This is a genomic window from Pandoraea commovens (assembly GCF_024704525.1).
Taxonomy (GTDB): Bacteria; Pseudomonadota; Gammaproteobacteria; order Burkholderiales; family Burkholderiaceae; genus Pandoraea; species Pandoraea commovens.
This window is the reverse complement of record NZ_CP102780.1, coordinates 1,915,605-1,940,764: the sequence shown is the minus strand read 5'-3', so window position 1 is coordinate 1,940,764 and position 25,160 is coordinate 1,915,605. Positions and strand designations below refer to the sequence as shown.

20 protein-coding genes and 1 tRNA gene are annotated in these 25,160 nt (G+C 63.3%); 4 read left to right on the top strand and 17 right to left on the bottom strand.

Features of this window, described 5'->3' with window-relative positions:
* Positions 1-13: 13 nt before the first annotated feature.
* From fhuB to NTU39_RS09125, 3 genes are read right to left on the bottom strand one after another with little or no spacing between them, the layout of a single operon-like run.
* Positions 14-2,098 (bottom strand): Fe(3+)-hydroxamate ABC transporter permease FhuB, encoded by a 2,085-nt coding sequence (gene fhuB, locus NTU39_RS09135; protein WP_257959699.1) that lies wholly within the window; start codon positions 2,096-2,098, stop codon positions 14-16.
* Positions 2,095-3,036, bottom strand: coding sequence for an ABC transporter substrate-binding protein (locus NTU39_RS09130; protein WP_257959698.1), 942 nt, complete (start codon positions 3,034-3,036; stop codon positions 2,095-2,097). The genes fhuB and NTU39_RS09130 overlap by 4 nt, the downstream gene beginning before the upstream one ends.
* Entirely contained in the window at positions 3,036-5,204 is a 2,169-nt protein-coding gene (locus tag NTU39_RS09125; RefSeq protein WP_257959697.1) for a TonB-dependent siderophore receptor, read from the bottom strand. Before NTU39_RS09125 ends, NTU39_RS09130 begins: the two co-directional genes overlap by 1 nt.
* 334 nt (positions 5,205-5,538) lie before the next feature.
* On the opposite strand from NTU39_RS09125, the gene NTU39_RS09120 reads away from it, so the two are divergent.
* Positions 5,539-6,330, top strand: a complete 792-nt coding sequence (locus NTU39_RS09120) for an AraC family transcriptional regulator (protein ID WP_150664663.1) — start codon at positions 5,539-5,541, stop codon at positions 6,328-6,330.
* 17 nt (positions 6,331-6,347) lie between these two features.
* Here the strand turns inward: NTU39_RS09120 and NTU39_RS09115 are convergent, their stop codons facing one another.
* The 4 genes from NTU39_RS09115 to NTU39_RS09100 form a co-directional block, all read right to left on the bottom strand.
* Complete coding sequence (locus NTU39_RS09115; RefSeq protein WP_150664662.1) at positions 6,348-7,439, bottom strand: threonine aldolase family protein; 1,092 nt, start codon at positions 7,437-7,439, stop codon at positions 6,348-6,350.
* Positions 7,436-8,740 (bottom strand): dicarboxylate/amino acid:cation symporter, encoded by a 1,305-nt coding sequence (locus NTU39_RS09110; RefSeq protein ID WP_217426162.1) that lies wholly within the window; start codon positions 8,738-8,740, stop codon positions 7,436-7,438. The genes NTU39_RS09115 and NTU39_RS09110 overlap by 4 nt, the downstream gene beginning before the upstream one ends.
* A gap of 73 nt (positions 8,741-8,813) precedes the next feature.
* Entirely contained in the window at positions 8,814-9,560 is a 747-nt protein-coding gene (locus NTU39_RS09105; protein WP_257959696.1) for a GntR family transcriptional regulator, read from the bottom strand.
* Positions 9,561-9,678: 118 nt separating this feature from the next.
* Positions 9,679-10,551, bottom strand: a complete 873-nt coding sequence (locus NTU39_RS09100; RefSeq protein ID WP_217426161.1) for an alpha/beta fold hydrolase — start codon at positions 10,549-10,551, stop codon at positions 9,679-9,681.
* A gap of 212 nt (positions 10,552-10,763) precedes the next feature.
* On the opposite strand from NTU39_RS09100, the gene NTU39_RS09095 reads away from it, so the two are divergent.
* From NTU39_RS09095 to NTU39_RS09085, 3 genes are all read left to right on the top strand, one after another.
* Positions 10,764-11,411, top strand: a complete 648-nt coding sequence (locus NTU39_RS09095) for a LysE family translocator (protein ID WP_174984702.1) — start codon at positions 10,764-10,766, stop codon at positions 11,409-11,411.
* A gap of 245 nt (positions 11,412-11,656) precedes the next feature.
* Positions 11,657-13,012, top strand: a complete 1,356-nt coding sequence (locus NTU39_RS09090) for an aspartate aminotransferase family protein (protein ID WP_257959695.1) — start codon at positions 11,657-11,659, stop codon at positions 13,010-13,012.
* A 120-nt stretch (positions 13,013-13,132) separates the two neighbouring features.
* Entirely contained in the window at positions 13,133-14,536 is a 1,404-nt protein-coding gene (locus NTU39_RS09085; RefSeq protein WP_150664658.1) for an amino acid permease, read from the top strand.
* On the opposite strand, the gene NTU39_RS09080 is transcribed toward NTU39_RS09085, so the two are convergent.
* The 10 genes from NTU39_RS09080 to NTU39_RS09035 form a co-directional block, all read right to left on the bottom strand.
* Complete coding sequence (locus NTU39_RS09080; protein WP_150664657.1) at positions 14,518-15,390, bottom strand: MurR/RpiR family transcriptional regulator; 873 nt, start codon at positions 15,388-15,390, stop codon at positions 14,518-14,520. The two genes, NTU39_RS09085 and NTU39_RS09080, sit on opposite strands and share 19 nt — an antisense overlap.
* Positions 15,391-15,533: 143 nt before the next feature.
* The gene (locus tag NTU39_RS09075; protein WP_257959694.1) at positions 15,534-16,352 is read right to left on the bottom strand and encodes a chitosanase; all 819 of its coding nucleotides are present in this window, start codon (positions 16,350-16,352) and stop codon (positions 15,534-15,536) included.
* Positions 16,353-16,642: 290 nt separating this feature from the next.
* On the bottom strand, positions 16,643-17,359 hold the full coding sequence (locus NTU39_RS09070; RefSeq protein ID WP_246184616.1) for a class II aldolase/adducin family protein: 717 nt from the start codon (positions 17,357-17,359) through the stop codon (positions 16,643-16,645).
* A 187-nt stretch (positions 17,360-17,546) separates the two neighbouring features.
* Positions 17,547-18,467 carry a LysR family transcriptional regulator gene (locus NTU39_RS09065; protein ID WP_150664654.1) on the bottom strand — a complete coding sequence of 307 codons (921 nt, stop codon included), beginning with the start codon at positions 18,465-18,467 and terminating at the stop codon, positions 17,547-17,549.
* Between the two features lie 86 nt (positions 18,468-18,553).
* Entirely contained in the window at positions 18,554-19,708 is a 1,155-nt protein-coding gene (locus tag NTU39_RS09060) for an acyltransferase family protein (RefSeq protein ID WP_257959693.1), read from the bottom strand.
* Between the two features lie 162 nt (positions 19,709-19,870).
* Positions 19,871-19,966 (bottom strand) — tRNA-Sec (locus tag NTU39_RS09055).
* Positions 19,967-20,067: 101 nt separating this feature from the next.
* Positions 20,068-21,978 (bottom strand): selenocysteine-specific translation elongation factor, encoded by a 1,911-nt coding sequence (gene selB / locus NTU39_RS09050; protein WP_257959692.1) that lies wholly within the window; start codon positions 21,976-21,978, stop codon positions 20,068-20,070.
* Positions 21,975-23,432 (bottom strand): L-seryl-tRNA(Sec) selenium transferase, encoded by a 1,458-nt coding sequence (selA, locus tag NTU39_RS09045; protein ID WP_257959691.1) that lies wholly within the window; start codon positions 23,430-23,432, stop codon positions 21,975-21,977. The genes selB and selA overlap by 4 nt, the downstream gene beginning before the upstream one ends.
* On the bottom strand, positions 23,432-24,463 hold the full coding sequence (fdhE, locus tag NTU39_RS09040; protein WP_150665630.1) for a formate dehydrogenase accessory protein FdhE: 1,032 nt from the start codon (positions 24,461-24,463) through the stop codon (positions 23,432-23,434). The genes selA and fdhE overlap by 1 nt, the downstream gene beginning before the upstream one ends.
* A gap of 45 nt (positions 24,464-24,508) precedes the next feature.
* Complete coding sequence (locus NTU39_RS09035) at positions 24,509-25,159, bottom strand: formate dehydrogenase subunit gamma (protein ID WP_150665631.1); 651 nt, start codon at positions 25,157-25,159, stop codon at positions 24,509-24,511.
* Position 25,160: the final 1 nt, after the last annotated feature.

Below are 25,160 nucleotides of genomic sequence, written 5' to 3'. Positions count from 1 at the left end.
GATGTCGGGAATGTCACGCCACCTGCCGACGCAGGTGCCACAGCAGATACGGCGCGGCGATCAGCATCGCGAGTACGCCCGCCGGGAGTTGTTGCGGGAAGAGCAGATTGCGTCCGAGCCAGTCGGCGGCGATCATCAGCAACGCACCGGACACGGACGATGCGACGGCCTGCGAGCGTCCTTTACCGAACCCGGCCATGCGCGCGAGATGCGGTGCGAGCAGACCGACGAACGACAGCGGACCGACGACAAGCGTCGCCACGGCGCTGAGCGTCGCGGCCAGGCACCACATCCAGAGGCGCGCACGCCGCACGTTCACGCCGACGGCGGTCGCCGTTGCGTCGCCCATCGGCAGCAGATCGAGCCAGCGCGATGCCAGGCACGTCAGCAGCAGCCCCACCAACGAGGCGACGACAGCGCCCAAGGCAATACCGGGACCGACGATGTACGTGAGGCCAAGCATCAGCGAGCGCAGCAGGAAGGCATTGGCCGTGCCGCTCGCGCTCCCGATTGCCACCAGCGATTGCGCCATGCCGGAGATCGCCACCCCCGCGAGCAGCATCCGCGTCGGCGAAAAGCCGCCTTTGCGCGAGAGCGTCAGCATGACTGCGAGACTTAGCGCAGCGCCTGCGAAGGCTGCAATGAACAGTGCCGACGCCGACGGGCCCACCATCGCGAACGTCACGATCAGCACGCCCAGCATTGCGCCGCCGCTCACACCCAGCAGTTCGGGGCTGGCCATCGGGTTGCCGCTGATCCGTTGCAGCAGCGTGCCCGCCAGCGCCAGCGCGACACCCGCCGCTGCCGACGCGAGCATGCGCGGCAGCCGCCATTGCGCAAGCGATACCCATGACGCGTCCGTCGCCCACGCCCAGCCATCGAACGAACGCCCGAGATGCTGCGTCGCCCAGACGAGCGCGGCCCCGAGCACGAGCGCCAACGCGAGCCATCGGAACGGATGCCGCGCGCGCGCAGGCGGCGCGGCATCGGCGCTCGCCACTTCACCGGCCCGCGTGCGGCGCAGGAGCCACAGCAGCAGCGGTCCGCCAAACAGCGCTGCGGCGGCGCCCGTCGGCAACGACGCACCGTCGAACAGCGGCAGCCACTGCACAAGCTGGTCGGTCAGCATCAGCATGAGGGCACCGATAAACGGCGCCCAGATCAATTGATCGCGCAGACGTCGCGCACCGGCAAGCCGCACCAGCTGCGGTCCGGCCAGACCGACGAAACCGATGATGCCGACGACGCTGATGATGCACGCCGAGAGCGCCACGGCCACTACCAGTCCGGCGGTACGAATCCACGCAACACGCGCGCCGAGCTGGGTCATGCTGCGGTCGTCGAGCGTGAACAGCGTCAACGGTCTGAGCAGCAGCGCCGCTGCAACGACGGCCACAATCACGCGGGGCAACAGCCATCCGAAGTCGTGCCAGCCGTTTTGCACGAGCGACCCGACGCCCCATGCGAACACACCGACAAGCGCGCGTTCGTGCGTCATCGACACCATGATCGACAGGCCGCTGCAATACAGGTTGACGATCATGCCCGCGAGAATCACGGGGATGGGGGCGAAGCGACTGCGCCACGTCAGTGCCATCACCACGGCGATGGCCGTGGCCGAGCCGAACAACGCGACGCCTGAGCGCCACGCGAAGGCCACCGCAGGCAGCCAGATCGTGGCCGCCGACAGCGCGAGCGACGCCCCCGACGCCACGCCGAGCGTCAGCGGCTCGGCGAGCGGATTGCGCAGCACTTGCTGGAACATCACGCCCGCGAGCGCAAGCCCGGCACCGGCCAGCACCGACATCGCCAGTCGCGGCAACCACGCGTAGTTCACGAGCAGGCCCGACATCGCGGCGGCCGAAGCCGATGCATTCGGGTCCAGCGTCGGATGTGTGACGGCGTGCCAGACGGCAGCGAGGAACGTGCCGCTGTCGACGCCCACCGGGCGCAGCGACAGCAACGTGACGACGGTCAGCACCAGCGCGGGCACGCCGACCATCGTTGCGAGACGCCAGAGATGACGCACCTCAGTAGACGTCGCGGCCCCAAGCGGCTTGTCGGCCGTCATCGGTTGAAGCGGATTTCCCATGCTCATGCCGCCGCTCCTGTCAGGGCGACGCTCAACGCGTCGGCCAGCTTCACCGCCGTGGGTGTGCCGCCCGTCGGCAACATGACCGGCAACTGACCGACGCGCGCCCCGCGCACGAACGGCAGCGCCTGCCACAGCGGACTCTGCCCGAGCATGCCCAGCAATCCGGGGCGTGCACCGATCAACATCGCGCGCGCCGAGGCATCTGCCCCGAGCTGCGTGTAATCGATCTGTGCCATGCCCTCCGTATCGCTCGGACGTCGCCACGCGTTGGTCAGCCCCACAGCGGCCAGCGTCCCGCCGAACACACTCTCACGGCCGAAGACGTTCGTCAGACGCGTGTCGATGGGGCTCATCAGATACACCGGCCGTTGTGTGACGCCGCGCTTCGTCAGGCGGTCGCGAACCTCACTCAGATGCGCGTCCGTCGCCGCCAGCAACTGTGACGTTTGCGTCGGACGCCCCAGCGCATCGCCCAGTGCCCGCGCACGACGCAACGCAAGTCGATAGCCGTCTTCATGCGGATGGGACGGCGGCGCGACGAACAGCGGCGCAATGCGCGCAAGCGAATCGGCGAGCGCAGCGTGTGCTGGCGTGATGACGATCAGATCGGGGTGCAACGCCTGCACCACTTCGAAATTCGGTTGAAAGAGGAGACCGACGTCGACGACGTCGTCGGGCATAGCGGGCGTGCCCGAGAGGAGTCGATACCAGAACGGACGCGCCGCGCCCACGGGCGTCACGCCCAGCGCCAGCACCTGCGCAGCGAGTCCCCAGTCGAGCACCACAACGCGCGGCATGCGGCCCGAAGGCGCGCAAGCACCCACGGATGGAGCCACAACAGGCGACGCAAGTACGCCCCCCGCCCCCATGAACGGTGCCAGCGCACCAACGCCAAACGCCGCCAGAAGGCGGCGTCGTGCGGCAAACGATTGTCGTTGCATCACCATTGATATCGGGCTGTCCCCAGAACGGTTCGCGTCGCGCCCCAGTAGCACAGCGATGACGACGTGCAGTACGAGAGGTATTCGCGGTTGAAGAGGTTGCTGACGTTCACGGCGAAGCGCCATTGCTGCCAGTCGTAGTGCACGGCGGCGTCGACCAGCGTGCGGCTCGGCACTTCGAACGTGTTGGCAGCGTCGCCCGCCGACGAACTCATGTATCGCACGCCCGCGCCGAACCCGAGATTGCGCAACGCCCCTTCGTGAAGCGTGTAATCGGCCCAGAGCGCGACGCTGTTACGCGGCGTAATCTGCGGACGCTTGTCCTGCGCCGTCGTGCTTTGCAGATTGACCTGATTGATGTACGTGTACGACGCGATCACCTTCAGATCGCGGGTGACGTTGGCGCGCGCTTCGGCTTCGAACCCACGCGAACGGATTTCGCCCGTCTGCGTCGGGAAGGTCGGGTGCGCCGGATCGACCACACTCACGTTTTCCTGACGCAGATCGAAGGCCGAGAGGCGCAGCGACGCGTCGTAGTTTTTCGGCTGATAGCGCACACCGACTTCGTACTGCTTGCCTTGGGTCGGCGAAAGCGCATCGCCTGCGAAGTTCGCCCCCAGCACCGGCGCGAACGACTTCGCATAGCTCACGTAAGGCGCGACGCCGTTATCGAAGACATACGACAGCCCCGTACGCCAGGTGAACGCACTGTTATCTGCCGAACGCTGCACGCCGTTCGTGGTCGAGCGCGTCGTCGCCCAGTCTTCGCGCACGCCGAGCGTGAGTACCCAGCGGTGGTAGCGCAGTTCGTCCTGTGCGTACAGCCCGGCCTGACTCAGCGAGTAGTCCAGCCGCGTATTCGGGCTCACGCCCGCCAGCGCGCCGTAGTTCGGGTTGAACAGATCCAGTTGACCGACGACCGCCCCGCCATAGTTATCGCCTTCGAGTACGCGGCGATAGTCGAAGCCGAAGAGCATTGTGTGTTCGACCGGACCCGTCGCGAACTTCGCCTGCGCGTTCGTATCGATCTGCCACTGGCTCACGTGCTCGAAGTCGGTGTTGCCCCACATCGCCACCGTGCGCTGGTCGGCCGCAAACGGGCTGGTGACCGACGTCTGGTAGTAGTTCTGGTCGATGTGCAGATAGCGCGCGTTCTGCGAAATGCGCCACGTGTCGTTCAGTTGCTTCGCGAACTGATAGCCGAACCAGTATTGCGTGCGCTGCATGCCGTCGCGATTCGGGTCGCCGAAGTATTGGTCCGGGCCGAGACGGCCGTTCGGATTGACAAACAGCGTGCCGCTGGCGGGCACCGGATTGAACATCCCACCCGCCGGGTCGCGTTGATATCCCGCGAGCAAGGTCAGCGACGTGTCACGATCCGGCTTGAACGTGATCGACGGCGCAATCGCCAGTCGCTGATCCTTGATGGCGCTGACCTGCGTCTTGGCGTCCCGCGCCAGCCCCACGACGCGATAGAGGATCGTGCCGTCGGGTGTCAGCGATCCACCGAGATCGAAACCGGTCTGATAAGTGTCGTGATTGCCGATCTGGAGCATCACTTCGCGCACAGGCTGGTCCGTCGGCAACTTGCTGCTGTAGTTGACGATGCCACCGGGGTTGCCCTGCCCGTACAGCACGGAGGACGGGCCAAACATCACGTCGATGCGCTCCAGCAGATACGGGTCGACGCGGGCGGTCGCGAAACGCGGCGACGCAAAGATGCCGAGGCCGTCGAGATAAGCATCGATATCGAAGCCACGGGCGCGAAGCTGGTCGAAACGCACGTCGGTGCCGTCCTGCGTATTGACGCCGGTCGTGTAGCGCAATGCCTGATCGATCGTGATCGCGCCCTGATCGTCCATTTGTGCGCGCGTGACCGTCGAGGTCGCTTGCGGCGCGGTCAGTGTCGAGGCGTCAGTCTTGGTGACGGTTGTCATGCGTTTTGCTACGTAACCCCGACCCGGCCCGTTCGGGTTCTCGGCAAGCGCACTGTCGCGCACTTGCGTTGCAGGCAGCGTGACCGCGCCCGTCGCATTCGCTGCACCTGCTCCACCCACTGCACCCACTGCACCCGCTGCACTCACTGCACCGACCGACGACGTCTCGCTGGCGTCCGCCGCCATCGCGGCGTGTGGTCCGAATACCGCTGCGGCGAGCATTGCCGCCATGACCGTCATTCGTCGCCCGCCGTTCGAATGGGTCGCCTTCCCCGTGTGATTTCGTTTCACTTTACGTCCGCTTCCCGCGTCAAAGCCATCCCAATGGAATGAATTAAAATAAATGAGACGCATTACTATTATCACTTGTATCTGCCACCTGAACCCCGATGGCAGTTGGTAGAATACCGGGGATGCTTTTGCTGTGAATCACAAAAAATGTTGAGAAAAGGACAATTTCTGTCCTTTTCTCTATGCTTTGGCGTGTCGGGTCCACCTCACAACGGATTGCGGGACAAGCGGCACGTCATCTGACCGAGTCAATCGGTCCGGTTGGGAAGTCGTCATGAAGGAATTGCTGCTGCGCCGCTATCCGGAAACGCGCCGTCATTTGCCGCGCGACGTCACGCTTAGCGGTATGGAATGTGAGGATGGTGAGCGTCAGCCGTGGCATCAGCATCAACACGGTCACGTAGTGATGGCGCTGCGCGGTGTGGTGCGCGTGCTCACGCCTGCGCACACGTGGACACTGCCCGCGTCGCGTGCGCTCTGGCTGCCGCCGAACACGCCGCACGAACTGCACGCCGTCGGACGCATGCAGTTCTGCACGATCAGCGTCGAGCCGGGCACGGTGTCGTGGCTGTGGCCGAACGCGCTCGTGCTGACCGTCGGCCCGCTCCTGCGCGAACTGGCCGTGGACATGTTGTCCGATGGTTTCCACTACGCACCCGACAGTCGCACCGCCCTCTCCATCCCTTTGCTCCTGCGTTTGCTTCGCGAGGCGGCTGCGCCCGGCGAGCACGGCCTGCCGCTGCCCAGTTCCGCGAAGCTGCTGGCGATTTGCGAGCACATGATGATGGCCCCCGCGACCGATTACTCGCTGGAGCGCTGGGGAGAAGAACTGGGGGCGAGCGGCAAGACGCTCGCGCGCCGCTTCAAGGACGAGACGGGGATGACCTTCGGGCGCTGGTGCCAGCATATGCGGGCGTCCGAGGCGATCACGCGGCTGGCGCTCGGGGCGTCGGTCGGCGACGTGGCGCTCGCGCTCGGCTATCAAAGCCCGAGCGCTTTCATCGTGATGTTCAAGCGACTGTTCGGCCGCGCACCGCAACAGTATCTGGCGGTGGCCGAACGCTAAGGAAAGTCAACGCCGGATCAGGAAACACCCAACGGCGTGGCGCGCGAGGCAAACGTATCGCGAATCGACGCGATGGCGGCGATGGTTTCGTCGATATCCTCGTCACCGATATGGCGATGCGTCACGAGCCGCAGCATCGACGTGCCGCTCGCGCGCGCCAGAATGCCGTACTCCGCGAGCGCAGCCTCCCACGCACGCGGGTTCGCCTCGCGTTGCTCGCCGACACGCAAGCGCACAATGTTGCTCGTGGACGGCACCGAATCGACCAGTTGCGGATCGATCTGCGCGAGCCCGTCCCACAGACGTTGCGCACGCGCGTTGTCGTCGGCCAGTCGCGCAACCATCGTCTCCATCGCTACCTTCCCCGCTGCCGCCATGATGCCCGCCTGACGCAGCCCGCCGCCTGTCATGCGACGGAACGTGCGCGCCTGTTCGATCATTGCGTGCGAGCCGACGAGCATCGCGCCCATCGGTGCGGACAGCCCTTTCGAGAGGCAGAACGTCAGGCTCTCGCAATGCGCGGCGATCTGACCGACGTCGACACCCAGCGCCGCCGCCGCATTGAACACGCGCGCACCGTCCATATGGACCGGCACGCCCGCACGCGACGCGAGCGCGTGAACATCGGCCAGATACGACAATGACGGCACGTAGCCGCCGGAGTGGTTGTGCGTGGACTCGACCGCAACCATCGCCGTCGGCTGTCCATAACGCGAAAAGCCAGGACGCAACGCCCCGGCCAGCTGATCGAGATTCATCTCGCCGCGCACCGATGGAATGAGCACCGGGTACAGATGCGCGAGGCGAGACATGCCGCCCGCCTCCGACTTCGCCATGTGGGCCTGCGCGTCGAGCACCGCTTCGCCGCCACGCGTGGCGTGGCACAGCGAAGCGATCAGATTGCCCATCGTGCCGGAGACGACGAACATCGCCTCCTCTTTCCCGGTGACGACCGCCGCGAGATGTTCCAGCGCGCGCACGGTCGGATCGCCTTCGAGCGTGTCGTCACCCAGCGACGCGGTTTGCATCGCCTCCCACATCAGTGCGGTGGGCCGGGTGACGGTATCGCTTCGCAGATCGACGGAGCGTTCGGTATTGCCTGAGGTCATGCGAACTCCTGACCGTGGGCATGGCTGCCGACGCGCGTGGTTTCCGACTCGGCGGCGAGCGCCGCTTGCACGGCCTCAGGCGATTCGTACGGAATACCGGCGAGCTTCATGACGAGCTTGATGGCCACGGTGTTGCTGAAAACGTTGATGGCAGTACGGCCCATGTCGAGGAAGGCATCGACACCGGCAATGATGGCGAGCGCTTCGATGGGCACGCCGATGGTCGTGAGCACCATCGCAATCGCCACGAGACCGCCCGAAGGCACGTTCGCGCTGCCCTTGCTGGCGAGCGTGGTGACGAGCACGATGGAGAGCAACGTCGGCATGTCGAGCGGCACGTGGTAGGCATCGGCAAGGAAGCCGACGGCCAGCGCGAAGTACATGATCGAGCCGTCGCGATTGAACGCGTAGCCCAGCGGCAGCACGACCGATGCGATGGCCTTCGGCACACCCATCGCGATGAGCTTTTCCATGTGCAACGGCAGTGTGGCTTCGGACGAGCGCGTGGCGAACGCGAGAATCACCGGCTCACCGATGGCGCGCGTCGTCGCCCACGGCTTTTCGCCGATTGCCTTGAGCAGAATCCAGAACAGTACCAGCAGCACGCCGAGGCCGAGGTACATCGTGCCGACGAGCTTCACGAGCGCGAGAATCGTGCCGATGCCCTGTGTGGCGAACAGCCACGAGATGATCGCGAAGATCGCCAGTGGCGAGAGCGAGATGATCCAGTCGGTGAGCTTGAACACTGCGCCCATGAGCGCGTCGAGCACGCCGACGAGCGGCTTCGCACGCTCGCCGATGGACGACAGCGCCAGTCCGAGCAGCACGGCAAAGACCAGCACCGGCAGCAGATTGCTGCCGCTCATCGCTGCGAAGATATTCGACGGAATCATCTCCAGGAAGAATTTGGTCCAGTCCACCGAGGCGGCAATCGGCTTCGCCGACGCGTGCGCCGCCGCGAGATTCGCGCCGAGCCCGGGGTGGAAGATCGCGTTCAGGCCGAGTCCGATCACGATCGAGACGAGCGTCGCGATAAAGAAGTAGATCAGGCTGATGGCGGAGACACGGCCGAGGGCGCGTGCGTTGTGACCCATCTGATAGATGCCGAGCGTAATCGCCGTGAAGACGAGGGGCACGACGATCATCTTCACGGCTTGCACGAAAGCGGTGCCCACAGGCATGAGCTTCGTGGCGAGCGCCGGGGCGACCATGCCGCAACCGATGCCCAGTGCCAGACCGATCAGCATCTGAATGGGTAACGGAAGGAGGCGCTTCTTCTTGCTGGCAGTGCTTGACGACATGACGACTATCTCCGGAAATTACGTGGCGTTGCGGCGCATCTGGACTGGCACGGCATCACACGCCGCGAGACGTTCAGCGCTTGCGGCTTTTGCCTGCGGGTGTCGCAGTGGTTGCCTGCGCCAACAGCGCGGCAGGCACCACAGACGGCGCCGCAGGTGGAACGAGCGCCTGCAAGCGAGCCTGCATGGCGTGCGTGAGGTGGTCCCAGACATGACGCTGAGCCTCCTCGGGACGCCCGGCGGCGATGGCATCGAAGATCGCGAGGTGTTCGCGAACGGCGGTGCGGGTGCGCTCGGCGTCGTAATGCGGAATGCGTTGCAGCGCCAGACCGTTCTGGGTGCGCAACGCGTGATAGGTCTCGGTGAGCCGGACGTTGTCGGCCGCAGCGAACATCGCTTCGTGGAACTGCCAGCCCACACGCTGGGTGATGTCGACGTCGAGTTCGATGCCTTCGATCCCCTGTGCGTCGAGCGCACGCAGGCGCACGGCGACTTCTTCCAGCGCGGGCGTCACGCCCTTTTGCGCCGCCAGCCACGCCGCCATGCCTTCGAGGGCGAGGCGCACTTCGTGAATTTCGCTCAGATCCCGCACCGACAACTGACGCACGAAGGTGCCGCGCATGGGCACGATCTCCAGCAGACCGTCGTTGGCGAGCGCGCGAATCGCTTCGCGCACGGGCGTGCGGCTGATGCCGAAACGCTCTGAGAGCGCGCGCTCGGACAGCGCCTCGCCCGCGCGGATTTCGCCGGAAACGATCAGGTTGCGAATGGCGCTGTAAGCCGATTCGCTCAGGGCCGGGGTGCGTCGGGTCTGGTTCATAACTGGTATACCAGCAAAAAACAATTTGCCGGTCAATGACAAAAGCTGCAGGACGGGGAAGTTTGCGGGTAAACGATGAGGCGGAGCTGGGCGCTCCGCCTCCGGCTAAACCGTTGCCTCAGTTATCGAGGAAATGCGTGATCGCGAAGTTGAACATCTTCGGATCCTGAATGAACGCGAAGTGGCTGACGCCCGGCAGGATCATCAACTGTGCGCCAGGGATCGTGTGCGCCATGTAGATGTTGTGCTCGAGCTTGATGCCTTCGTCGTGCTCGCCGTCGAGGATCAGCACCTTCGATTTGATCGTCTTCAGTTGGGCGTCGGTCCAGTTCGGCTGTCCTTCCCACATCTTGCCGATCTGGTTCAGGAAGGCCTCGTACTCCTTCGGTGTAGACGAGAGCTTCGCGTAGTCGTTGGCCGCACGCTTGATGAACTCGGCGAACACCGGGTTCTTGTCGAAGTCCGGCTTCAGGCCGTCCGTGTTGGTGTTCACGCCGAACGCCACGATCTTCCCCACACGGTCCGGATAGCGGATCGCCAGGTCGATACCCTGAATTGCGCCATCGCTCCAACCCACGACGTCGGCCTTCTTGATGTGCAATTGATCGAGTAACGCGATGACGTCGTCGGCCATCAGGTCATAACCGTAGGGACGGTCGTCACGCGTGCTGCGCCCGTGCCCGCGCGTGTCTACGGCGATTACGAGGTGGTGCGCCTTGAGCGCATCGACCTGTTTGGCGAGATAGTCCGAGTTCGCCAGACCGCCGTGCAGCAGCAACACCGGGCTGCCCTTGCCCACCTCGGCGTTGTACAGACGAATGCCATTCACATTGGCGAAGCCGGTGCGGTCGAATTTGGCCGGGGCCGGGGTCGGCGGCAACGTCTGCCATAGCTCGGCGGCTGCGGATGGTGCGGCTTGCAGCGCGGCCGCTGCGGCAACTACGCCCAGCATGGCCAGTAACGGTTTGAACGACGACTTGATGATTTTCATGATGATGAATGGGGGGTGAGATGCCCGGCCACTGTATCCCGATTCCTGCTTGCAAAGACGCGAGGAAAGGGCTTAGACGGACGCCTGACATTCAACGCTGCGTTGCGATGGCACTTGAGAGTTGAGCATTCGTCCGAAAACGCTCACGCATGTCTAAACCGGCGACTTGCCCGGTGTTACGATGCCCCTCTATCCGTCTTGTGTATTCCGGCATGATCGACCTCCACGTACTGCCCTTCTTTCTCGCCACCGTGCTTATCATGGTGGCGATTCCCGGTCCCACGACCATCTACATTTCGACGACGAGTGCCAGTCAGGGCTTTCGCTTCGGCCTTGCGTCCTGCTTCGGCGTGATGCTCGCCACGCTCGTGCACGTGAGCTTCGCCGCAGCCGGTCTCACGGCGCTGCTGCTGGCGTCGCCGTGGTTGTTCAATGCCATCAAGTTGCTGGGCGCTGGCTACCTCGTGTATCTGGGTATCAAGGTCATTCGCAGCAAGCCGTCGGCGGTGAGGACCGCAGCCGCACCGCAATCCCAATCCCGTGCGCTCGGCGAGACGATCCGCAAAGGCTTCCTCGTCAATCTGCTCAATCCGAAGACGGGTCTCTTCATCGCGGCGTTTCTGCCGCAATTCGTCACGCCATCGCTCGGTCATGTGCCACTGCAGATCGTCACGCTGGGCCTGTTGCTGGTCCTCGTGGGAGGCGTGAGCGACACGACCTACGCTGCCCTCGCCCGCACCATCGGCCGCGCACTCGCCAACCGCAGCAAGAAGCCCGGGATCGGCAAGTACATCGCGGGCCTGCTGTACATGGGGCTGGGCATCGCAGCGCTGGCAACATCGAACGGCACGTCGAAGTAACCGCCCTCCTCGCTCGTTCCCCCTAAAACCCGCTTCGGCGGGTTTTTTCTTATTCGTCGCCGCTTGCCCCATGTCTTCATCCGACGAGACGGCACATTCCAAACCTCAGGGTTTTTACTCATCAAAAAATGAACACATGTGCTATACGATTTCGCAAATTGAACATTTGTTCAATTTGATGTTCGGCTTTCCGTTCAGTCGTCTTTCCGCCCTACCGTCTTACCGCCCCCGAGCCCCCTGACATCATGAGTCAAGCTTCTTCCAGTCACGTCTTTCATCGTCATCTGCGTCACCAGCCGCCCATCGCGGTCGGCGGCCAGGGTGTCTATCTCAAGGACGCCGAAGGTCGCGAGTACATCGACGCCTCCGGTGGTGCCGCCGTCTCGTGCCTCGGCCATGGCCATCCCGACGTCATCGCCGCCATGCACGCGCAGATCGACAAGCTGGCGTACGCGCACACCGGCTTCTTCAGTTCTGAAGTCGCCGAAGCGCTGGCCGACAACCTGATTCGCAATACACCCGCCGACTCGGGCCTGAGCCACGTGTATTACGTGAGCGGTGGCTCGGAGGCCGTCGAAGCCGCGCTCAAGATGGCGCGCCAGTACTTCGTCGAGATCGGTCAGCCGCAGCGCCGCCGCTTCATTGCGCGCCGTCAGAGCTATCACGGCAACACGCTCGGCGCATTGGCCATCGGCGGCAACCGCTGGCGACGTGCGCAGTTCGAACCGCTACTGATCGACGTCACGCACGTCTCGCCCTGCTACGCCTACCGCGATCAGCGCGATCAGGAAACCGAGGTGGAATACGGGCAACGTCTGGCCAGCGAACTGGAAGCCACGATTCTCGAACAAGGTGCCGATTCAATCATCGCTTTCGTCGCGGAGACGATTGGCGGGGCCACCGCCGGGGTGATCACGCCGGTGGCCGGTTACTTCAAGGCGGTGCGCGAAGTGTGCGACCGCTACGGCATCTTGCTGATTCTCGACGAGGTGATGTGCGGCATGGGTCGCACCGGCACGCTGCACGCCTGGGAGCAGGAAGGTGTCGCGCCGGACATCCAGACCATCGCCAAGGGCCTTGGCGGCGGCTATCAACCGATCGGTGCGGTGCTCGCGAGCAAGCGCATCGTCGAGACGATGAGCGCTGGCAGCGGCTTCTTCCATCACGGCCACACCTACCTCGCGCACCCGACCGCCTGTGCTGCCGCACTGGCCGTGCAACAGGTCATCGAGCGCGACGGTCTGCTCGCCCAAGTTCGTGCACGCGGTCAGTACCTCATGGACCAACTGAACGATCGGTTTGCACAGAACCCGTACATCGGCGACGTGCGTGGCCGCGGCCTGTTCGCAGGTATCGAGCTGGTGGCGGATCGCGCTTCGAAGACCCCGTTCGACCCGCGCTTCTCGGTCCACACGGCGGTGAAGCGTGAAGCGATGGCGCGTGGTCTTGCCTGCTATCCGGCGGGCGGCACCATCGACGGCAAGCAAGGCGATCACATCATGCTCGCGCCACCGTTCGTCATCAACGAGGGGGAAATCGATCAGGTCGTCGAGCGACTCGACGGCGCCATTCAGGCGGCCATCGCCCCCGCGCTGCGCTGACATCCCCCGCGCGACTTAACCGACACGAGGCACCGACGGAGACATCGGTGCTCCGGTCGCGTCGCTTTCATCGACGTCGCACTGTCGTCCCATAAACCTTACACAACAGGGAATTCGACCATGCAGCAGAACTCGCTGAGTCAAAGCCTCAAACAGCGACACATCACCATGATTGCCTTGGGTGGTGTGATCGGCGCCGGCCTGTTCGTCGGCTCGGGCGCCATCATTGCGACCGCCGGTCCGGCGGCCATCCTCTCGTATCTTGTCGGCGGCCTGATCGTCACGTTCGTGATGTTCATGCTCGGCGAGATGGCCTCGCGCAACCCCGACGCAGGCTCGTTCTCCACCTATGCCAGCACCTATCTCGGCGAGTGGGCGGGTTTCGCCGTGGGCTGGCTGTACTGGTTCAAGTCGCTCATGACGATCACCATCGAGGCGATCCTGCTCGGCGCGATTCTCAACGAGTTTCTGCCTTGGCTACCGGTCTGGGGCGGCGCGGTCGTCATGCTCATGACGCTGATCGTGAGCAACGCCTACTCGGTGCGCTCGTTCGGTGAAGCGGAGTACTGGCTCTCGTTCGCCAAAGTCGCGACCATCGTGATCTTCATGCTGTTCGGCCTGTCGATCCTGTTCGGCTTCCAAGCGAAGATTCCCGCGCCCGGCTTCATCAACCTCACGGGCAACGGCGGCTTCATGCCGAACGGCATCTCGCCGGTCATCGCAGGCATCATGGTCGTGATCTTCTCGCTGGGTGGCAGCGAGATCGCCGCCGTCGCTGCCGGGGAGTCGGAGAATCCGCGCCAGAACGTGGTGCGTGCGATTCGCAGCGTGATCTTCCGCGTGCTGGTGTTTTATATCGGCTCGGTGTCGATCATCATTCTTTGCCTGCCGTGGACGGACAAGGCCAACCTGGCTTCGCCTTACGTCTCGCTCTTCAGCATGGCTGGCTTCCCGAATGCTGCGCTGGCGATGAAGGCGGTGCTGTTCGTGTCCTTCATGTCGGTGATGAACTCGTTCCTGTTCTCCAACTCGCGCATGCTGTACTCGCTGAGCCAGCGCGGTTATGCCCCGCCGATGTTCGCCCGCACAAACGCGCGTGGTGTGCCGATCAACGCGCTGGCCTTCAGCTTCGCGATCTGTCTGGGTATTCTGGCGGTGCACTTCGTGAGCGGCGGCGACCTGTTCCTCATGCTCGCAAAGAGCAGCGGCGCGTTCGTCATGACCGTGTGGATCTTCATCATCGTGGCCCACTTCGTCATGCGTCGCAAAATGGCGCGTCAACCGGTGCAGCATCAGGAAGCGTCGAGCTTCAAGGCATGGTTCTACCCGTACTCGAACGCGATTGCTTTCCTCACGCTGGTAGCTGTGCTGCTCTCGCAGGCGTTCAATCCGGATTCGCGCTTCCAGTTCTGGTTTATGGTTGGGACGGCGCTGATGATCGTGGGGCTGTACTTCGCGCTGCGCCGACGCCCGAACTTCGGGCTCATCAAGAACACGCAGAGCGCTCAGTCGTCGGCCGTGTAGATGTTGAACTCGTGCAGTTGCGCGGCGCTGTTCGCCACTTCGGCCAGCGTCTCTTCGCCGCCGTGGGCGATGAGCAACTGCGCGAGGGTCTGCGCCACGGCGAGCGCAGGCAGAATCGACGGGAACAGCGACAGGCTCGTATTCGGTGCCACGATACACGTGTGCGCCTGCGTCGCGACGGGAGACAGCGCGCTGTCGCTTACTGCGATCACGGTCGCCCCGCGTTGGCGTGCGAACCGGGTCGTCTCCACGCTCGCCACGGTGTAGGGGTGCGCCGTGAAGCACAGCAGGACATCGGTCTTGCCGATACGTCGCATGTCGTCGATCAGCGCCCCGCCCTCGCCTGAGATCAGCGTGACGTTGTCCTGAAAGGTCGACAGCACGTAGTGCAGGTAAAACGCCGGTGGGTACAGGCTGCGCAGACCCAGCACGTAAATGCGGCTGGCGCTACGCAGCAGATTGACGGCATCGTGAAAGCCCTTCTCATTGCGCTTTGACAGCGTGGCTTCGAGATTCCCGTATTCATTGGCCAGCGAATCGGCAAGCATCCGGTCGTCGCCCGACGCACGCGAATGCTCGCGCAACTGTTCCGCACGCTCCAGCAGCCCCGACGGCCCGGCCGAGAGCCAGTCGATATAGACGCAACGGAAATCCTCGTAACTCGAAAACCCCAACTCCCGCGCGAGACGCAGCATCGACGCCGGTTGCAGTTGCGCGCGCGCAGCGACGGTACGCATGGACTGCAGCGCGACTTCCTTCGGGGAATCGAGCACATACCGGGCCGCCTGACGAAGCTTCGGCGGCATCTCCTGGAAACGCATCGAGATGGCCTTTTCCAGTTCGTCTTTGGTCATCGTTGTGACTCGGCGTGGGAAACAATAGAGAGGACGCAAGGAACGCCGTGCTTCACCACGGCGCGCTGCCATCTGGCCGCAGCGCAGAAGGAATTTCCGATTTTATCGCTATCTGCGGCATTCCTGCGTACTCTTTCCTACCTTCAGAACTGAAACGTCTTTCCGAACACCGAAATCGTGATCGGCTGCGTCAGATCGAAGTTGCCGGAGTGGTACAGCGTGATCATGGCGTCAGCTCGGCCGACCGATTTCTGCCATTCGGCGGCCGAAGCGGTATTGGCGGGATTGAGCAGATCGGCGCGACGCATTTGCAGGAAGGTGAGCAACCATGTCGGCTCGTCCACGCCAGCGGACGGCGCGCCCCCTGCCTGCGCCGACGCACGCTCGGCAATCTTCTTCACCGAGTCCGGGTCGCTGCCGTAGCCGTGCTGGATGCCAGCTTCGTACAAGGCTGCGCGCGAGAGCGGCAGCACGAGACCCAACTTGTTTGCGAGTTTGTGTGCGGGCACGCGATAGAGCTGATCGTTGACGGCGTCCTGCGCGGCGATCATCTGCGGATCGGTGGCACTGGCGCGCCACGCTTCGGGAAAGCCACCGAGTCCGGCCGTCGAGTCGCTGCCGTTCACTGCGCGAAGTGCACTCAGGTACGGCGCCAGTGCATTATCCGGCTTGCGTACCGTGTATTCCTGTACCACCTGCAGCAGATCGTCCGTGCCGGACGTGAAGCCCGCGCGTCCCGCCGTGAATCCCCTGCCATCTTTCAGATTCTCGATGTAGTCGTAACGGATTCGCAGCGTGAGATTCTCGAAGATGCTGACCAACGCGTCTTCGACCTGTGTCTGGCGGTCCGCAGCGACCGCAGTGGCGTTTTCTACCGTGCTGGCAGCCTGCACCACATCCGCAGCGGCAAATCCACTAGTCAGTGCGGCGGCAATGAGGCACGACATCGTTAGCTTTTTCATCAGGGTCCTTCCTTACGAGCGATTCGAATGGGGGTGCCGAAATTCACTTAGAAAGTATTGATAAGCATTCCTTATCAAATGCCCATCAAATACCCGGCAAAAAAAAATTCGGATCGAACCGCATTGATTCGCGCAATCGCGCGAGTTGAGTAAGTTGAGGATCCTGCGTGAAACTTATCGTGTCCCGAACGTCTTACCTATCGGTGGACGCCGCACCAGGGAAGGCGCGCAGCGATGTGGGCGCATTCGCGTTTCAGCAATCGAAATCATCGGATCGTTGAAGGCAGGGGCTACGCTTTGAGTGCGATGCGCGCCAGTGCCTCGAAGACGTCTCGTCCGGCACCGTAGGCCGGGTCGAATTGCAGCGCATCGCGCGCGCATTTCGCTGTGATCTCGGGCGCGATGGCCAGCGACGGTCCCATCATGCTCGTCGCCAGTTGAATCTCGCAGGCGCGGTTCAGCGTCCAGAGGTAGGTGAATGCTTCCGGAATGCTGCCGCCCCACGAGAGCAGACCGTGGTTTCTCAGGATCACCGCTCTCCTGTCACCGATGCTGCTAAGCAAGCGCGGCCCTTCGTCGGCATGCACCGTCACGCCTTCGAAATCGTGATACGCCACGCGTTCCTGCAATTGCGCGCTGTAGAAATTGTCGCTGCGCAGACCCGCAGCGGAACATGCGACGGCAACCCCTGCGGTGGTGTGCGTGTGCATCACGCAATGCGCCCCCGGCAACCCCTGGTGCAGCGCCGCGTGCACGGTGAATCCGGCCGGATTGATCGGGTAGTCGCTGCCGCCGAGAATATTGCCCTGCCCGTCCACTTTGACGAGATTGCGCGGCGTCACTTCCGAGTAATGCAGACCGAACGGGTTGATCAGAAACGCGGGCGGACTGGCGTCCGTTACACGAAGCGTGATGTGGTTGTAGATCAGCTCGGTCCAGCCGAGATAGTCGAAAACGCGGTAGCAGGCGGCCAGTTCGCATCGCGCCGCCCATTCGGCGTCGCTCATGCCCTTCGGTTGCGTCAGCGATGCAAAAGCGGAATGTGGGGAATGTTCGTTTTTCATGGTTCTGCGTGTCTCCTGATCACCCGGAGGAGTCTACGCGCCCCCACTGCCCGCTTCGCGATTTCTACTTAGGGATTCGTTAAGGGCGCTTACGAATGCGCAAATCGGGCGCGTCGCCGCACACCTTGCATTACCGTGTCAGCGCTCGATACCAGTCGTCGACCCAGCGAATGAGGAACGTGTGGAAACCTGCTGCCGCTGGCGACAGCTCGCGCTCTTTGGCGTGATAGAGGCAGATCTGCCGGATCGTTTCCGGTTTGCCGGTGCGCCGCATGACCAGTTCCTGACTGCGGGCAAAGCCCTGCACGTAGTCCGGCGCGAGCGTCACCGACAGTCCGGCACGCGCCATGCCGAATGCCGTGGTGACGTTCTCGACGATCTCGACGGGGAATACGCGGTTGCCCTCAGGCTGATCGCTGAGCATGCGCGTGACGCTGTACTCGTGATCGCGTCCGGTGGCGACGATGGCCGTTTCGCGCAACACCTCCCACGGTACGACGTCGTACCGCGCGAGCGCGTGTCGGGGGGAACACCAGACGACCCACGGACTATCGAACAACAGCGTCGCACTCACCCGATCGCCCAGTGGCTGATTCGGACCAAGCGCGATATCGATTTCCCCGTCGGCCACCGAAGACACGAGGTTTTCGACTTCGACGTCCGTCGGTCGAATCGTCACCTTCGGATGAAGTTCGCGATACGCCGCGATGGCATCGGGCAACACGGCCGCGCAAAGCACCAGTGGCGCACCAACGCGGATAACGCCGGACGCACGGTCCCGGATGTTTTTCGCCGACCGCTCTGCCGCGTGAAGCTGCGTCATGGCGGCGGTGGCGGCCGGTAGAAAGTCGGCGCCCGCGACGGTCAGCGTGACGCGTCGCGTCGTCCGGTCGAAGAGTCGAAAGCCGACCTCGCGCTCCAGTTCACCGAGCAACTGACTCACCGCAGACGGCGTCAGACACACCCGATCCGCTGCGCGCGCGATGCTCCCGCAATCGACAATCGCGAGAAACGTTTCCAGTTGACGCGCGTTTAAGCGGCTAAGTGGCATTGGATTTGGAGCTGCCGTCAGATTTTTCAAACCCATACACGTCCATACATTCGATTCGGACCGGCAGCACGCGCGAGGGCCCGTCCCTACGATGCGAATTGGCGTTTGATCATGCTCATCCGTTTCGCGAGTGCCGAATATCCGTTAACGATTAGCCATCGCATCGGACGTTCCCAAAGGACATAGATAGCGACTGTCGCCGCCCCGATCACCACGCAAAAGACCAGTAGCGTCTGCGGCCAGGGCAAGAGCGTCGTCCACCCTTTGCTCTGAGCATATTTGATGATGATCTGGTGGACCATGTACAGCGCGAAGCTAGCCTCCCCCAAGAAAACCAGAATCCGGTTTGAGAGCAGCCGACTCAGGTAGCCTGCCGAATGAGCGAAGACGAATATCAGGAAGGCAAACACAAAGACGCCTCCTGACACATCGAACCAACTCGCGACGATATCGAACCCGTTAGCAAGAATCCATGCCACGATGTGGCGCGAAGATACGGCGAAGCCAATCAGCAAAAGGATAGCCGAGATTTCCCAAGTGTTTGCATTGGCAGAAATGATGCGAGAAAACCGGTTCTTCCGGTAGATACGCGCTGCCCACACACCCACCGCAAACTCAAACACCCGGGCAAACGGACTCTGCGCCACCAGAAGAACAGCAGAGAATTTCCACGGGTCATCCGACCAAACGGTTGCGTCGTTGAATTCGAGCAGGAATATTGCTATTGCAAGCAATATACCGATCAAAATGACAACCTTTCCCAGCTGTCGAGAAGAAGCGAGCACCGGGAATATCAAGTAAAAGCCCAACTCTGCCGAAATGCTCCACGAAACGGAGTTCAACGAGAAGACATACCCGGCCTGCGGAATCCATGCATGCAGCATGAGCTGATTAGCCAACAACTTCGGCTGCCAAAACTCGTTCGTGAACATCCCCGGGTCATACAGAAAGACGACGACGAAGAAGCAAAGAGCGTGGACAGGCCACAAACGTGCCAATCGACTTACATAGAATTTTGGGAGCGACATTTTGGACGCGTCTGGATAGACCGCAGACAAAATGAAGCCCGAGAGAACGAAGAAGAACGACACTCCCAAAGCAAGCTGATTGTAGGATGCCATTGGGATAATACTTCCTTGCAAGTGGTACAAAACCACGAAAAATGCAGCAAAGAAACGTAACGATGTTAGCGGCGCAATTCTGTCTTTTTGAGGAATCTCAGTCCCCGACGTGTGTTGCATTGTCTTTATATCACCAAGCAAACGCCGGACTTTAACACACGCTTCCCGATCATTACATAGGATTGCAAACCAAATGAATTTGTGCATCCCCGACCAGAGCGCCTGCGCGCTCAGGGTGCGCTAAGGTAGTGGGAGTCAGGGAGAACTCTTCAGAGTATTTTGTGGCGGAAAGCAGCCGGAGTCGAACCGACCTGGGAGCGTCTGACGCCCCCAACCGGGTTTGAAGCCCGGCCGCATCACCGGATACGGATGCCTTCCTTCAGACGAAGCAATTTCACTTGCTCGATGATGAGGTGGACGTCCACGCACCGCGCGAAACCGTCACCTTTGATGCCGCGACCGTCAAACTTCGCTAATCGCTACGCCGCGCCCCACTCCACCCCGGGACGCCGCACATGCCGGTCACCAACGCGGCGAGTATATCCCGCACGGTCGAAGAACTCCAGAATCTGAATCGCACGCTTGCGCCCCAGACCCGTCGCATCCCGAAACGCCCCGGCCTCGACCCGGCCATCGCCCTCCGCGACAATGCCCGCGAGCGTCTGCACACACGCATCGTCGTAGAACAGGTCCTTCACGATCTGATGCACCCGCCCCTGACGCGCCAGCTTGCGCAACACAGCGCGCACCCGCTCCTCAGGCACATTCAGGTCGCGCCCCATATCGCGCACCCACGGCGGGTCGAAACGGCCTTGCGCCACCTTCGGCAACAACGCCTCGGCCAACGCCGTCTCCTCGGCCGTCATTTCGACGCGATGGGTCGGCAGATGCCACCACGCCCCCGTGCGCGCCACCGCGCCCTCGCTCAGCAGCGCCTGCACGACGATGCGCCAGCGAGCCGCGTCCAGCGATGGCCACGTCATGCGCCCAAGCCGCGCCGCATCGAGCCCCGGCTCGTCGGGCACGCGTGCGTGATAGTCGCCAAGCGACGCCACCACACGGGCACGCATCGCCTCCCATGCTTGCAGCGAGAAGGCCAGCGATTCCCCCTCACCACCCGACAGGACAACGGCGCCCAATGGCCAAGACCATTGCGACGCAGGCAGACCAGTGATCGCCACGACCTGCTGGCTCGTCAGCCCGAACGGCGCCTGCGTCAGCAACGCATCCAAGCCGTTGCCATCGAGGTACTGCGCTACGGCATCCAGCCACGCCAGACGTCCCGCCGAACGACGCTTGCGCTCGGGCGCCGCCGGATCGAGCACACGTCCGCCGCCAACAGTCGCCGTCGCCTGCGGATTGCGCACGATGAAGCGATCGCCCGGCATCGTGCACACCGGCGTATCGAAGACCAGTTGCACACGCATCGACGCACCGGGCGCGAGCGTGTCGCCCCCCAGCAGTACGGTGCGTGCCTGCACATGCGTCGTGCCTAAATGCACGTGCAGCGGAAACCATTGCGTGAGCGGCGCGCTGCCGTCCAGCCAATGCATGTCGACGTCCACATGCGTGGAGGGCGACGACAATCCCGACGCGACGATCCAGTCGCCACGGTTAAGCTGATCACGCTCGATACCCGCGAGATTCAGCGCACATCGCTCGCCCGCTCTGCCCGTCTCGACCGGCCGGTTCTGCGCATGGATGCTGCGCACACGCACCGGCAAGCCCTGCGGCATGACCGTGAGGGTGTCGCCCACGCGCACCGTGCCAGCGAACGCGGTGCCCGTCACGACCGTGCCGTGCCCCGCCAAAGTAAAGACGCGGTCGACGGCCAGACGGAACAACGCATCGTCGCGACGCGTCGCATTGCCCGACGCACGCAACGCGCTGGCCGCCTGCGTCAGATGCTCACGCAGCGTCGCCACACCGGCGTCGCCCGGCGTTGTCGCCGATACCGGCACCACGTCGGCCTGCGCGAACGGTGTATTCGCAAGCCACTGCGAGATCTCTTGCGTCACGGCGTCCAGACGCGAAGCATCCACACGATCGGCCTTCGACAACGCGACCACGCCGCGCTTCACACCGAGCATCGTCAGAATCGCCAGATGCTCCCGCGTTTGCGGCATGATGCCGTCGTCGGCGGCTATGACCAGCAGCGCGAAATCGATGCCGACCGCCCCTGCCGCCATCGTATGAATCAGTTTTTCGTGCCCGGGAACGTCGATGAAGCCCAGCACTTCGCCATCCGGCAATGGCGTGTACGCATATCCCAGTTCGATGGAAATGCCGCGCGCCTTCTCTTCCTTGAGACGATCGGTATCGACACCGGTCAGTGCACGAACGAGGCTCGTCTTGCCGTGGTCGATGTGACCCGCGGTGCCGACGATCATGCGCGCAACTCCTCAAACTGACGCGAAAGACGCATTTCGTCATGCGCTTCGAGACAGCGCAGATCGAGCCAGAGTGTCTGATCGGCAATGCGCCCGATCACCGGATACGGCAGACCTCGCAGCGCCGTTTCAAGCGCCGCGAGCGCACGGCCACTGCCGCGTTTGCCGCCGCCTGCCGGGGCAATCGCCAGCCCATAGCTCGGCAACTGCTCGACCGGCAAGGCACCGCTGCCGATCTGACTGACCATCGGCGCGGCGCTCACGGTGTAGGCGTCGCCCAGCGACTTGGCCAGCACCGGCACCAGCCGTTCCGCCTGCGCGGCCATCTCGGCGCGCGTGCGCGTGAGCAGGCGCAACGTCGTCAGCCGCTCCGGCAGATGGTCCGGATCGCGATACAGACGCAGCACCGGCTCCAGCGCCGCAAGCGTCAGCTTGCCAACGCGAAGCGCGCGTTTCAACGGATGCTTTTTGATCTTCGCGATGAGGTCCTTCCGGCCCACAATCATGCCCGCCTGCGGCCCGCCGAGCAGCTTGTCGCCGGAGAACGTGACGAGATCGGCACCGGCCGAAATCGTCTCCTGCACGGTCGTCTCATGCGGCAGTCCCCAGCGCTCCAGCGGCGTGAGCGTGCCGCTGCCGAGATCGACGGCCACCGGCACACCATGCGGCTTCGCGATCTCCACGACTTCCGACACGTCGACGCTCTTGGTAAAGCCCGTCACCTCGTAGTTACTGCAATGCACCTTCATCAGCAGCGCCGTCTTCTCGCCGATGGCGTTGCGATAGTCGGCCGCATGCGTGCGGTTCGTCGTGCCGATCTCGACGAGCTTCGCCCCCGCATGCGTCATGATGTCGGGGATGCGAAACGCCCCGCCGATTTCCACCAGTTCGCCGCGCGAGACCACCACCTCGCGACGCTTCGCCAGCGTCGCCAGCATCAGCAGCACGGCCGCTGCGTTGTTATTGACGACCGTGGCCGCTTCGCCGCCGGTCAGTTCGCAGAGCAACGGGGAGATGAGGTCGTCGCGGTCGCCACGCCCGCCCGTCGCCAGATCGAATTCGAGATTGGCCGGTGTCGTGAGTGCTTGTACAACCGATTCGATGGCCGCCTCGGGCAGCAACGCGCGCCCGAGATTCGTATGCAGCACCGTGCCGGTCAGATTGAAGACGGGACGCAGCGTCGCGCGATTGCGTTCGGTCAATCCCGCCTTGATGCGCTCGCCGAATGCTGACGGACTCAACGCGTCGTGCGAGAGCGTGCCCGCGAGCGCTGCTGCACGACACTCGTCGAGATCGCGACGCAATGCCGCCGTCACCTGAGTGCGCCCAAAGTCGGCCAACGCCGCATGCAATTCGGACATCCCCAACAGCCGGTCGAGCGACGGCAGATCCGCCGCACGCGCGCGCAGGCTCCCCTGGTCGGCCACCGGCATCGCCCCGCTTGCGTCTTTCATCAGGCTTCCTCGGCGTTTTGCCAGAGCAACGGATTGCCGTTGGCGCGCGCGTATCCCGCCTCCCCCATCAGCACGTCGAGCGCCACGCTCGCGAGATCGTCGGCGACCGGCTCCACGAACGGATCCTTGTCCTGATAGAAGATCTTGCGGTAGCTATGGCAGTCGTCGCACGACTCGGCCCGGATCGGAGACGATGCAACGCGCTTGCCCGCTTCGTCGAGTTTGGGTCGTCCGTCCTTGCCCTTGAGAAGGCCGCCGTCGGCTGCCGCCACGTCTTCGCCCGAAGCGGCGGCATCGCCCGCCGTGTCGACGACGTGATACGCCACATGCTCGCTCGCCTCGCAGTGCGTGCACTTCACCCGCACCATGTGCCATTCGGTCGAACACAGACCGCAGGCCAGATAGCGATAGCCCTCGTGCGCGCCGCCAATGCGAACCACGCTCGCCACTGGCAACGTGCCGCACACCGGGCACACGTTGGGCACGTCGAGCATCGGCACCTCGCCTGAATCGAACGTGCTGGCCACGCCCGTCCAGAGCACTTGCAGCGCCGCCATCAGGAACGGCGCGCTCGCCGCATCGACCCCCTTGCCATGACCGGCGAGCAGCGCCTGCGCGCCCGCTTCGAGCGACGCCGGGTCAGTTGCACGCACGCGATCGATCACCGCCTTCACTGCCGGGGACACCCCGGGCTGCGACGCCACTGCGTCGAGCAGCGGCGTGAGCAGCGGCTGCCAGCGACCGGCATCGTAGCCACCGGTCGCGGGGACGAGCGGCATGCAGTGCTGCTGTGCCTGTTCAATCGATTCGGGGGACGGACGCTCGGCCTGAAAATTGTCGAGCACGCGTTGCTGCGCGTCGACCAGTGCGGCCATCAGTCGCAGGTAATCGCCCAGCGGATGGCCGTCGGCCAGTTGGCGCAGACGTGCCGCACGAGCCGAAAAGACTTCGGCCCGTTGCGGCATGCGCAGACGGGGGATAGAGGTGCGATCGAGGGACTCGATCTGCCCGGGTTCGAGAATGCGTTGCAAGGTGGCCGGCCTCGTAAGAGCGTCCGGCCACCAGCAGGGCCGGACTTATTTGTTGAGCTGCTTGTACCAGGCGCGATGGTGTTTCCACGCCCAGCCGCGGGTGACGGTACCGCGCGTCATGGCTTGCACGGAACCTTTGATCCAGATCGCCGCGTAGATGTGCGTAATGATGCCGCAAATCAACACGAATGCACACACCGCGTGTACGTCGGAGGCGAGACGGATCACCCAGATCGGGAAGTAGAACGCGAAGTACGCGCGCCAGATCACGATGCCCGAGAGCAACAGTCCGATCATGCACAACACCATCACATAGAACAGCAGCTTCTGCCCGGCGTTGTAACGCCCGACTTCCGGCAGATTCTCTTCGCGATTGTTGAGCACGTCGCCGATATTTTTCATCCACTCGGTGTCGCGCTGTTCGAACTTGTTGTAGCGCGCAAGCCGCATGGCGAGCCACACAAAAGCCACGAACATCACCAGACCGACGAACGGATGCAGAATCCGCGTCCACGGCCCGCCGCCGAACAGATTGGTGAGCCAGAACATCGACGGGTGGAACAACGCCAGCCCGGACAGCGCGAGCAAAATGAACGTGCCCGCGACGATCCAGTGGTTGATGCGTTCCGCCGCGTTGTAACGCTCGATCAGTTCGTCCTTGCCGTGCTTGTGATCACTACTCGAATCAATCGACATG